This window comes from Nocardiopsis potens DSM 45234, from assembly GCF_000341105.1.
GTDB classification, from domain to species: Bacteria; Actinomycetota; Actinomycetes; order Streptosporangiales; family Streptosporangiaceae; genus Nocardiopsis_A; species Nocardiopsis_A potens.
This window is the reverse complement of record NZ_ANBB01000085.1, coordinates 23,138-34,090: the sequence shown is the minus strand read 5'-3', so window position 1 is coordinate 34,090 and position 10,953 is coordinate 23,138. Positions and strand designations below refer to the sequence as shown.

Sequence of the window (10,953 nt, the reverse complement as noted above, 5' to 3'; positions counted from 1 at the left end):
CTCCCGGGCCCCTCGGCAGGGCCGCGGGGCCCAGGGCCTGGAGCGCCCGGGGACCGGCCGGGCACGGCGCCGAGTGCGCGAGCCGCGCCGCCGCCGACCGGGACCAGGGTGGATAAGGTGGGGCCGCCCCCTTTGTCCACCTGTCGGTCCGCTGGTCGGTGAGAGGCGACGCATGCATGACGACCCGCACGGCGGCGGGGCCCACCCATCCGGCGCGCGCCCGCGCGTGCTCCTCGTGGACAACCACGACTCCTACACCTGGAACCTGCACCAGCTGATCTGGCAGGTCGCCGGGGCCGAACCGGTCACGGTCCGCAACGACGAGGTGGACCCGGCCGCCGCCCTCGCCGCCGACCACACCCACCTGGTCGTCTCCCCGGGCCCCGGCACCCCGCTGCGCGGCGGCGACGTCGGCCGCGTCCCCGAGCTCCTCGCCGCCTTCCCCGGCCCGGTGCTCGGCGTCTGCCTCGGCCACCAGGCCCTCGCCGCCGCCTTCGGCGGCGCCGTCGAGCACGCCCCCGAAGCCATGCACGGCAGGGTCGACCGGGTGGAGCACGACGGTGAGGGCGTCTTCGCCGGACTGCCGCAGGGCTTCCGCTGCGTCCGCTACCACTCGCTCGCCGTCCCCGAACCGCTCCCCGCCGAACTGGAGGTCACCGCACGCGCCTCCGACGGCGTCGTCATGGGGCTGCGGCACCGCACCCGGCCGCTGCACGGGGTCCAGTTCCACCCCGAGTCGGTGGAGACCGAGCACGGCCGCGAGCTGATCGCCAACTTCCTCCGGATGGGCGCGCCCCCGCGCGCGGCGGACCCGGCCGGCGCCCGGCCCGCCCGGGCCCGCCCCGCCGCCGGCGCCCGCCCGCCGAGGACGGCCTCCGCGCCGGTGCACACCCTGCCGGTGCGGCTGCCGGGCACCGCCGAGGACGTCTTCGGCGCGCTGCACGCCGCCGACGAGCACGCGTTCTGGCTGGACAGCGCCCGCACCGCCTACGGGATGGGCCGGTACAGCCTCCTCGGCTCGGTGGACACCCGCCGCGACCCGCTGCTGCGCTACACCGCCGGCCCCGGCGCCCCGCGCCTGGAGGAGGTGCGCGGCACCGAGGTCCGGCCGCTCGGCGGCGACCTCATCGGCGAGCTGCGCCGCCGGCTGGAGGCGGACCGGGTCGACCCCGCCGCCTTCCCGCTGCCCTTCCTCGGCGGCCTGGTCGGCTACCTCGGCTACGGCGCGGCCCGCGGCGCCGGACCGGACGGCGCCGGGGCCGGCCCGGTCCGCCCCGACCCGCGCGGCCCCGACGCCGCGTTCCTCACCGTCCGCCGCTTCCTCGCCGTCGACCACCTCACCGGCGCCGCCTGGCTGGTGCACGCCGGCGGCACCGCCGCCGAGGCGGAGGAGTGGTTCGCCGACTACCTGGCGCGGCTGCGCGGCGTCGCCCCGCTGCCGCCGCCCCCCGCCCCGGAACCGCCCGCCGAAGGGGCCCGCCCCGGCGTCGACCGCCGCACCTACCTGCGCGACCTGGCCGAGGTACAGCGCTGGCTGCTCGACGGGGAGAGCTACGAGGCCTGCTACACCTACGGGATCGGCGTCCGGGCGCCGCGCACCGCGGAGGGCCTGTTCGCCGCCTACCGCCGGCTGCGCCGGGACAACCCCGCGCCCTACGCCGCCTACCTGCGCACCGGGGCGCGCACCGTGCTCAGCGCCTCCCCGGAGCGGTTCCTCACCGTGGACGGCGCCGGCTGGGCGCACAGCAAGCCGATCAAGGGCACCGCCCCGCGCCGCTCCGACCCGCTGCTGGACGCGGCCGAGGCCGAGCGGCTGCCCGCCGACGTCAAGACGCACGGCGAGAACCTGATGATCGCCGACCTGATCCGCAACGACCTGGGCCGGGTCTGCGAACCCGGGACCGTGCAGGTGCCCCGGCTGATGGGCGTGGAGTCCTACGCCACCGTGCACCAGCTGGTCACCTCGGTGCAGGGGCGGCTCCGCGCCGACCGGGACGCGCTGGACTGCCTGCGCGCGCTGTTCCCCGGCGGGTCGATGACCGGCGCACCCAAGGAGCGCACCGTGGCGCTGCTGGACGCCCTGGAGGCCGAACCGCGCGGCCCCTACGCCGGCTGCCTGGGCTACCTGGGCTTCAACGGCACCGCGGACCTGAGCATCGTCATCCGCACCCTGGTCTGCGACCCCGGCGGCGCCCGGCTGGGCACCGGCGGCGCGATCACCGCGCTCTCCGACCCGGAGGAGGAGTACCGGGAGACGCTGCTCAAGGCCGCGGCCGTACTGGCCTGCCTGGGCGCCGAACCGCCCGGGGCCGCGGCCTCTTCCCCGGAGGGCGGGCGAGGAACCTCACCCCGCCCGGCCCCGGCCGGGACGGCCCCCGGCGCATAGGCTGGCGTCGGTTTCGCGGCGGGTCCGCAACGGGGCGGCCCCGGGACAACAGGAGATCGGCGTGCACGGAGAGTACAAGGTCCCCGGAGGGAAGCTGGTCGTCGTCGACTTCGACGCGGTGGACGGCGCGCTGCGCAACGTCCGCGTCGCCGGCGACTTCTTCCTGGAACCGGACGAGGCGCTGGAGGCCATCGACCGCGCGCTGGAGGGGGCGCCGACCGACACCGACGCCCGCGCGCTGGGCCGCCGGATCGAGGCCGCGCTCCCGGAGGAGACCATGATGGTCGGGTTCTCCGCGGAGGCGGTCGGCGTCGCGGTGCGCCGCGCGCTGAGCCGCGCCACCACCTGGCGGGACTACGAGTGGCGGCTGATCCAGGACGGCCCGCACCCGCCCGAGGTGCACATGGCCCTGGACGAGGTGCTCATCCGCGAGGTCGCCGAGGGCCGCCGCCCGCCGACGCTGCGCTTCTGGGAATGGGACCGCCCCTCGGTGGTCATCGGCAGCTTCCAGTCGCTGCGCAACGAGGTCGACCCGGACGGCGCCCGCCGGCACGACGTGACCGTGGTGCGCCGGATCAGCGGCGGCGGCGCCATGTTCCAGGAGCCCGGCAACAGCATCACCTACTCGCTGTACGCCCCGGCCGCGCTGGTGCAGGGCATGCCGTTCGCCGACAGCTACGCGTTCCTGGACGACTGGGTGCTGGGCGCCCTGGCCGAGGTCGGCGTGGAGGCCTGGTACCAGCCGCTGAACGACATCACCTCCAAGGGCGGCAAGATCGCCGGCGCCGCGCAGAAGCGGGTCTCCTCGCACGGCTCGGCGGTCCTGCACCACACGATGATGGCCTACGACATCGACGCCGAGAAGATGACCGAGGTGCTGCGCATCGGCCGGGAGAAGATGTCGGACAAGGGCACCAAGAGCGCCCAGAAGCGGGTCGACCCGCTCCGCCGCCAGACCGGCCTGCCCCGGGAGAAGGTCATGGACGCCATGACCGGTGTGTTCCGCGCCCGGCACGGCCTGGTCGACGACGAGATCACCGCCGGGGAGCTGTCCCTGGCCCAGGAGCTCGCGGTCACCAAGTTCGGCTCCCGCGACTGGACCGCCCGCATCCCTTAGACCGCCGGCGGGAGAAGCCCCGGGCGATGATCTCGACGCCGAGGCCCTGTCCGAACCCCGCCCCGTCGTCAAATGGCCGTTGCAACGAGGAAAACGAGGAACTCGAGGAGGGCCGAGGGGCGGGAGGCACCCCGCCCGGGCGCGGCGCCCCGCGGAGCCGAGGGTCGGACCGGCAGCGACGGCGAGGGTAGGGGCGGGGTGCAGGTCTCGCCCGGGCACGGCGCCTCGCGGGGCGGGGGTTCAAGCGGGCGGCGAGGGCGGGGTGGGGCACCGGCCGGTCGGTCGGGCGCGGCGTCTCGCGGGGTGAAGGTCAAGACGGGCGGCGACGGCAGCGGTAGGGGCGGGGTGCAGGCCTCGCCCGGGTGCGGCGTCTCGCGGGGCGGGGGTTCAAGCGGGCGGGGTGGGGCACCGGCCGGTCGGTCGGGCGCGGCGTCTCGCGGGGCCGGGGTTCAGACCGGCAGCGACGGCGAGGGTAGGGCCGGGGTGCAGGTGGTCGCCCGGGTGCGGCGCCTCGCGGGGCCGGGGTGCGGGCGGGCCCGCCCGCACCCCCAGGGCGCCTTATCTCTGTATGCCCGGTTTGCGGCGGGAGTGGGGGTGCCCTGCGCACCTCGGCGGCACCCCGATTACATCTACCGGCGAGTAGTAAGCCCTGAGGCCTCCGCCCGCCTCTCGCCGATTACCCAGAGTGGTCAAGCGGGGCCTCTCGGGGGAACGAAAGCGACATCTCGCCCCCGCGCCGCCCCTGCTCGGATTCCGGCCCCCTGCTTTGCGGCCTTGCGGGCGGCTCGAACCCCCGATCACCGGCCCGAACAGGGCGAATCGAGCCCTCAGAGGCCCGATCCGACCCAGGATGCGCGCCCGGGAATCACCGGGGTGCTCTCGCGGTGCGCAGGGCGCCCCACCCCGCCATCACCCCGCGTATTCACCCAGGTCAGAGAGGTGCAGTGGTTTCAGGGGTGGCCGCCCCAGACACCGAAGCGACGCGGGCACGGCGATCCCGCCCCCTCTACCCGCCCCGACGCCCCGCCCTGCTCTGCTCTGCCGCACCCGACCGACCGGCCGGTCTCCACCGCCGCCTTCGCTGCCCGCTTGAACCTCCGCTCCGCGGGGCGCCGCGCCGGACCGACCGGCCGGTGCCCACTGCCGCCGTCGCCGCCCGCTTGTACCTGCCCCCATGGGGTGCCGCGCTCGGGCGACCGCCTCCGCCCCGCCCCTGCCTCCGCCGTCGCCGCCTGCTTGAACCCCCGCTCTGCGAGACGTCGCGCCCAACCGACCAGCCGCTGCCCCTGCCCGCTTGAACCCTCGCCCCGTGGGGTGCCGCGCCGGACCGACCGGCCGGTGCCCACTGCCGCCGTCGCCGCCCGCTTGTACCTGCCCCCATGGGGTGCCGCGCTCGGGCGACCGCCTCCGCCCCGCCCCTGCCTCCGCCGTCGCCGCCTGCTTGAACCCCCGCTCTGCGAGACGTCGCGCCCAACCGACCAGCCGGTGCCCCTGCCCGCTTGAACCCTCGCCCCGTGGGGTGCCGCGCCCAACCGACCGGCCGGTGCCCCTGCCCGCTTGAACCCTCGCCCCGTGGGGTGCCGCGCCGGACCGACCGGCCGGTGCCCCTGCCCGCTTGATCCCTCGCCCCGTGGGGTGCCGCGCCGGACTGACCGGCCGGTGCCCCTGCCCGCTTGATCCCTCGCCCCGTGGGGTGCCGCGCCGGACTGACCGGCCGGTGCCCCTGCCCGCTTGATCCCTCGCCCCGTGGGGTGCCGCGCCGGACCGACCGGCCGGTGCCCACTGCCGCCGTCGCCGCCCGCTTGTACCTGCACCCTGTGGGGTGCCGCGCTTGACCGACCGGCCGTCCGGTTCCCGGCGGCCGCCTCAGTGCAGCGGCAGGTGCTTGGCGATGACCTCGTTCATCACCTCGTAGGTTCCGCCGCCGATGCTGAACACGCGGGCGTCGCGGTAGTGCCGCTCGACCTCGCTGCCGCGGAGGAACCCCTCTCCGCCGTGCAGCTGGACGGCGCCGTCGACCACCTGGTCGAGCGCCTCGGTGGCGGTGTTCTTGGCCATCGCGACCTCGGCGACCGGCTCCTCGCCGGCCTGGGCGCGCTCGGCGATCCAGCGCACGTAGGCCCGCGCCACCTGGGTGCGCCGGTGCATCTCGGCGAGCCGGTGGCGCAGCACCTGGCGGCGGGCGAGCGGCTCGCCGAACGCGGTCCGCTCGCGCATCCGGCGCGCGCTGAGCTCGACGCAGCGCTGGGCGATGGCGCACGCCTGCACGGCCATGCCGATCCGCTCCGCCGCGAACTGGTGCATGATCTGGAAGAACCCCGTGTCCTGCTCGCCGACGAGGCGGTCGGCCGGCACCCGCACGTCGGTGAAGGACAGCTCGGCGGTGTCGGAGCAGCGCCACCCCATCTTGTCGAGCCTGCGGACGGCGGAGAAGCCGGGCGTTCCCCGGTCGACCACGAACAGCGAGATGCCCCGGTGCCCGGCGCCGGAGGTCCGGGCCGCCACGGTGACGAAGTCGGCCCGGTGGCCGGAGGTGATGAACGTCTTGGACCCGTTGATCACCCAGTGGTCGCCGTCGCGGACCGCGCGGGTGCGCAGCCCGGCCACGTCGGACCCGGCGTCCGGCTCGGTGATCCCGAGCGCGCTGACCTTCTCCCCGGCCAGCGCGGGCCGGACGTAGTCGCGGGCGAGGTCCTCGCGCCCGCTGCGCACCAGCGCGGGCAGCGCGATGGAGCAGGTGAACAGGGAGGCCAGCACCCCGCTGGGGACACCGGACAGGATCAGCTCCTCGGAGGCGACGAGCTGGTCGATCGACTCCCCGGCCCCGCCGACCCGCTCGGGCTGGCCCAGGCCGAGCAGGCCCAGGCCGCCCGCGGCGCGGTGCAGCGACCGGGGCAGCTCGCCGGTGTCCTCCCACTCCTCGATGTGCGGCAGGACCTCCTTGGCCGCGAAGGCGCGCACGGTCTCCCGGAGGGCGGTGCGCTCCGGGGTGTTCCACAGGTCGGCGGGGGCTCCGGCAGAGGTCATCGCTCACGCTCTCATCCGTGTTCGGCCCGAGCCGCGGCTCGGGGAGGGGCCACGGCGACGGAAGGGGACCTCGCCACCGCCTCCGGAATGAGACCCGGGTCACTTGCCGGGCACAGTCTCACGGTCCGCCCCCGGTCGGGTCAACGGCCCCCGGCCCGGGCCCCGGGCCCGCTACTCCGCGATCAGCACCTCCAGGGTGCGCGGGCCGTGCACGCCCTCCACCCGCTGCAGCTCGATGTCGCTGGTGGCCGAGGGGCCGCTGATCCAGGTCTGGGGCAGGGCCGGGGACAGCCGGGCCACCGCCTCCGGCACCGAGTCGACCACCCGGCCGGCCCGGACCACGCACAGGTGGTAGTCGGGGACCAGGGTGAGGGCGCGGCGCCCCTGGTGCTCGCCGGTGTCCAGGACGATGGTGCCGGTCTCGGCGATCGCCACCGAGCAGCCGGTGACCACGCCGTCCACCGCGTCCAGCTCGGCGACGCCGAGCGGCGGCCCCTCGCCGAGCGGGGCGTCCCGCACCACCTCCGCCGGGCAGGAGGCGAACCACTCCTCCGGGGCGTCGTCCGGCGCGGCGACCCGGGACGCGCCGCGCCGCCGCAGCGCCTCGGCGACCGCCTCGCCGACCCCGGCGGCGGGCACCCGGCGCACCAGCGCCCGGTAGTCCTCCAACCGGTCGGCCAGCAGGTCCAGCGCGGGGCCCTGGCCGTGCGCGCGCCGGTAGCCGCGCGGCACCCGGACGTCCTCGGCCGCCTCGCCGCGCGGCACGTCGGACAGGGCGGCGCGCACCCGGGCCAGGATCCTCTCCCGCGAGCCGGTCATCGCTCCCCTCCCTCGCGGTCCGCGCGCCCGCCGGCGGCACCGGGGCCGTCCCCCCGGGCGCGCTCCTTCTCGTGCTCGCGCCACCAGTCCCGGAACGGGCGGGGCGGGATGTCCGGGATGTCGCGTGTGTCGGTCCAGCCCGCGCCCGGCCCGGGCAGCCGGCGCGGCACCGCGCCGCGCGCCGCCGACGCCGCGCGCTGCGCCATGTTCAGCAGCCGGTGGTCGCCCAGCACCGCCTCGGCCGCGGACATCGCGGCCCGCTCCGCGGCGTGCCCGGGCCCGGACGCCACCCGCTCGCGCAGGTGCACCAGGATCTCCGGGATGTCGATCGCCACCGGGCACACCTCGTAGCAGGCGCCGCAGAGCGAGGAGGCGTAGGGCAGCGACGCCTCCGCCGGCCCCTGCACGCCGCGCAGCTGCGGGGTGAGGACCGCGCCGATCGGGCCGGGGTAGACCGAGCCGTAGGCGTGCCCGCCGGAGCGCTCGTAGACCGGGCAGATGTTCAGGCAGGCCGAGCAGCGGATGCAGCGCAGTGCCTGGCGGCCCACCCGGTCGGCCAGGGTGTCGGTGCGGCCGTTGTCCAGCAGCACCAGGTGCACGTCCTGCGGGCCGTCGCCGGGGGTGGCCCCGGTCCACACCGAGCTGTAGGGGTTCATCCGCTCCCCGGTGGAGGAGCGCGGCAGCAGCTGCATGAACACCTCCAGGTCGGCCCAGGTCGGCACGAGCTTCTCGATGCCGACCACGGAGATGAGCGTCTCCGGCAGGGTCAGGCACATCCGGCCGTTGCCCTCCGACTCCAGCACCACCAGGCTCCCGGTCTCGGCGACCGCGAAGTTGGCGCCGGAGACCGCGACCTTGGCGGTCAGGAACTTCTCCCGCAGGTGCACCCGGGCGGCCTCGGCCAGCTCGCGCGGGTCGTCGCCGAGCCCCTCCGGCGCCGGCACCCCCCACTCGGCCATCCGCCGAACGAAGATCTCCCGGATCTCCGCGCGGTTGCGGTGGATCGCCGGCACCAGGATGTGCGACGGGAAGTCGTCGCTGAGCTGCACGATCAGCTCGGCCAGGTCGGTCTCGTAGGCGGTGACGCCGGCGCGGGCGAGCGCCTCGTTCAGCCCGATCTCCTGGGTGGCCATCGACTTGACCTTGACCACCTCGCGCTCGCCGGTGGCGCGCACCAGCCGGGTCACGATGGCGTTGGCCTCCTCCGCGTCGGCCGCCCAGTGCACGGTGGCGCCGGCCGCGGTCGCCCTCTCCTCCAGCTGCTCCAGGTAGCGGTCCAGGTGGCGCAGGGTGCGGTCCTTGATCGCCCGGCCGGCCTCGCGCAGCTCCGCCCAGTCGTCCAGTTCGCCGACGGCCTCGCCGCGCTTGCCGCGGATGGTGTGCGTGGCCTTGCGCAGGTTGTGCCGGAGCTGGGCGTCCTGCACGGCCCGCCGGGCCGCCGCCGGGAACGCCGGCATGCCGATGAAAGTGCCGCTCATACCCGGGCCGGCTCCTGTTCGGTCGAGGCGAGGATCTCCGCGAGGTGCACGGTCTTCACACCGGCCCGCTCCCGCCGCAGGGTGCCGCCGATGTGCATCAGGCAGGAGTTGTCCACCGCGCACACCACCTCCGCGCCGGTGGAGGCGATGCCGCGGGCCTTGTCGGTGCCCATCGCGGCGGAGACGTCGGGGTTCTTCACCGCGAAGGTGCCGCCGAAGCCGCAGCACTCCTCGGCGCCGGGCAGCTCCTTCAGCTCCAGGCCGCGCACCTCGCGCAGCAGCCGGTAGGGGCGGTCGCCCAGGCGGAGCAGGCGCAGGCCGTGGCAGGTCGGGTGGTAGGTGACGGTGTGCGGGAAGTAGGCGCCGACGTCGGTCACCTCCAGCACGTCGACCAGCAGCTCGGACAGGTCGTAGACGCGGGGCGCGAGCTCCGCGGCGGCGCGGGCCAGCCGGCTGCCCTCCTCGGCGAGCCGGGGGTGGTTGTCCCGGATCATCGCGGCGCAGGAGGCGGAGGGGGCCAGCACCGCGTCGGCCCCGGTGCCGGCGAAGGCGGTGACGAACCGGATCGCCAGCCGCTGGGCGTCGCGCCGGTAGCCGGTGTTGTAGTGCATCTGCCCGCAGCAGGTCTGCGCTTCGGGGAAGACCACCTCGTGGCCCAGCCGCTCCAGCAGCCGGACGACGGCGCGCCCGGTGTCCGGATAGAGCGTGTCGTTGACACATGTGATGAACAGGGCGATCCGCATGCGCTCCCTCGTCCGTGCGCTCATGGCCCGCCTTGGCCGGTGCGGGCCGGTCCGGCCAAGGCCCTCGTGGGGGCGCGGGACCGGTCGGTGACGACTCTAAGACCGGGGCGCGGCGGCGCCCCGGCTCCGGGGAGGCGTGTCGGCGCACCGCCCCGCCGCCCCGGCGGGTGCCCCCCGGCGCCGCGGGCCGCCGGGGTCCGCCGGCGGCCTCGCGGTACCGGGAGCACGGGGGAGGGGCGCGGACGGCGTCCGCCCGCGCCCCTCCCCGCGGTTCAGGCCGCGGCCAGCAGCTGCCGCTGCGTGCCCAGCCCGTCGATCTCCAGCTCCATCACGTCGCCCTCCCGCAGGTAGGGGGTGCCCGGCCGGGTCATCGCCGGGCCCGCGGGGGTGCCGGTGATGATGACGTCGCCCGGGCGCAGCGCCATGAAGTGGCTGAGGTGGTGGACCAGGTAGGCGACGCCGAACAGCATCGCCCCGGTGCTGCCCTCCTGGACCAGGGAGCCGTTGACACGCAGCCGCAGCCCCAGCGGCGCGGCGCCGCCGCCGTCCAGCTCGTCCGGGGTGACCAGCCAGGGGCCCAGCGGGGTGAAGGTCTCGAAGGACTTGCCCTTGCCCCACTGCCCGCCGTGGCCGAACTGGTGCTCCCGCTCGGTGACGTCGTTGGCGATGGTGAAGCCGGCGACGGCGGCCGCGGCCTCCTTCTCGGAGGCCAGGTAGCGGGCGTGCCGGCCGATCACCACGGCCAGTTCCACCTCGTGGTCGGTGGCGGAGCAGCCGCGCGGGATGAGCACCCGGTCGTAGGGGCCCACCACGGTGTCGGTGGGCTTGATGAACACGATGGGGCGCTCCGGCGGCTCGGCGCCGGTGGCCGCCGCATAGTCGGAGTAGTTGGTGCCGATGCCGATCAGCTTGCCGTCCGGGGCGACCGGGGGGCCGACCCGCGGCCCGCCCTCCCGCCCGGCGCCGGCCGCGCCCTCCAGCGGGGGCAGCGCGCCCCCGGCGAGGGCCGCGCGGACCCGGTCCGGGCCGTCCCCGGAGAGGAAGGCCCCGTCGACGTCGGGGGTGATGCCGGAGATGTCCAGCGGGGTCCCGTCGGCGGAGAGCACCGCGGGGCGCTCCGCTCCGGGCGCACCGATGCGCAGGAATTTCAAGGCGTTCTCCCGTCCAGCGGCGGCTCTCGGGCGGCGGACCGCACCGAGATCGCGTCGATTGGTCTGATGAGTCGTTCGTGGCTGTCGGCCGATCGACGTTGAATAGCCGGTTCGCCTCGGTCTCACCCGAGAGGGGTCGGGTAAGTGGTCTGATCTCTTCTACGTGCAGTGCGAGAGTGGTGTCAAGATGGTGTGCGAAAGAGAAGAGGACGAGAATCCCGGCGGCCCCGCG

7 protein-coding genes are annotated in these 10,953 nt (G+C 75.9%); 2 read left to right on the top strand and 5 right to left on the bottom strand.

The window, feature by feature from the left end; genetic code table 11:
- The first annotated feature begins 172 nt into the window (after positions 1–172).
- On the top strand, positions 173–2,386 hold the full coding sequence (locus tag D459_RS0128520) for a chorismate-binding protein (RefSeq protein WP_017596407.1): 2,214 nt from the start codon (positions 173–175) through the stop codon (positions 2,384–2,386).
- A 61-nt stretch (positions 2,387–2,447) separates the two neighbouring features.
- Positions 2,448–3,503: a lipoate--protein ligase family protein gene (locus D459_RS0128515; RefSeq protein ID WP_017596406.1), complete on the top strand. Its 1,056-nt coding sequence runs from the start codon at positions 2,448–2,450 to the stop codon at positions 3,501–3,503.
- 1,866 nt (positions 3,504–5,369) lie between these two features.
- On the opposite strand, the gene D459_RS0128510 is transcribed toward D459_RS0128515, so the two are convergent.
- The 5 genes from D459_RS0128510 to D459_RS0128490 all read right to left on the bottom strand — a co-directional run bounded on the left by D459_RS0128510 (position 5,370) and on the right by D459_RS0128490 (position 10,721).
- Positions 5,370–6,530 (bottom strand): acyl-CoA dehydrogenase family protein, encoded by a 1,161-nt coding sequence (locus tag D459_RS0128510; protein WP_017596405.1) that lies wholly within the window; start codon positions 6,528–6,530, stop codon positions 5,370–5,372.
- Between the two features lie 171 nt (positions 6,531–6,701).
- Entirely contained in the window at positions 6,702–7,349 is a 648-nt protein-coding gene (locus D459_RS0128505) for a LutC/YkgG family protein (protein WP_017596404.1), read from the bottom strand.
- On the bottom strand, positions 7,346–8,827 hold the full coding sequence (locus D459_RS0128500) for a lactate utilization protein B (protein WP_017596403.1): 1,482 nt from the start codon (positions 8,825–8,827) through the stop codon (positions 7,346–7,348). Before D459_RS0128500 ends, D459_RS0128505 begins: the two co-directional genes overlap by 4 nt.
- Positions 8,824–9,570, bottom strand: a complete 747-nt coding sequence (locus D459_RS0128495) for a (Fe-S)-binding protein (protein ID WP_017596402.1) — start codon at positions 9,568–9,570, stop codon at positions 8,824–8,826. The genes D459_RS0128500 and D459_RS0128495 overlap by 4 nt, the downstream gene beginning before the upstream one ends.
- A 272-nt stretch (positions 9,571–9,842) precedes the next feature.
- Positions 9,843–10,721, bottom strand: coding sequence for a fumarylacetoacetate hydrolase family protein (locus D459_RS0128490; protein WP_017596401.1), 879 nt, complete (start codon positions 10,719–10,721; stop codon positions 9,843–9,845).
- Positions 10,722–10,953: the final 232 nt, after the last annotated feature.

Bases quoted from the DNA above. Each gene is read 5' to 3' on its own strand.
- D459_RS0128520 (WP_017596407.1), top strand. From the start codon at position 173: ATGCATGACGACCCGCACGGCGGCGGGGCCCACCCATCCGGCGCGCGC.
- D459_RS0128510 (WP_017596405.1), bottom strand. From the start codon at position 6,530: ATGACCTCTGCCGGAGCCCCCGCCGACCTGTGGAACACCCCGGAGCGC.
- D459_RS0128505 (WP_017596404.1), bottom strand. From the start codon at position 7,349: ATGACCGGCTCGCGGGAGAGGATCCTGGCCCGGGTGCGCGCCGCCCTG.
- D459_RS0128500 (WP_017596403.1), bottom strand. From the start codon at position 8,827: ATGAGCGGCACTTTCATCGGCATGCCGGCGTTCCCGGCGGCGGCCCGG.
- D459_RS0128495 (WP_017596402.1), bottom strand. From the start codon at position 9,570: ATGCGGATCGCCCTGTTCATCACATGTGTCAACGACACGCTCTATCCG.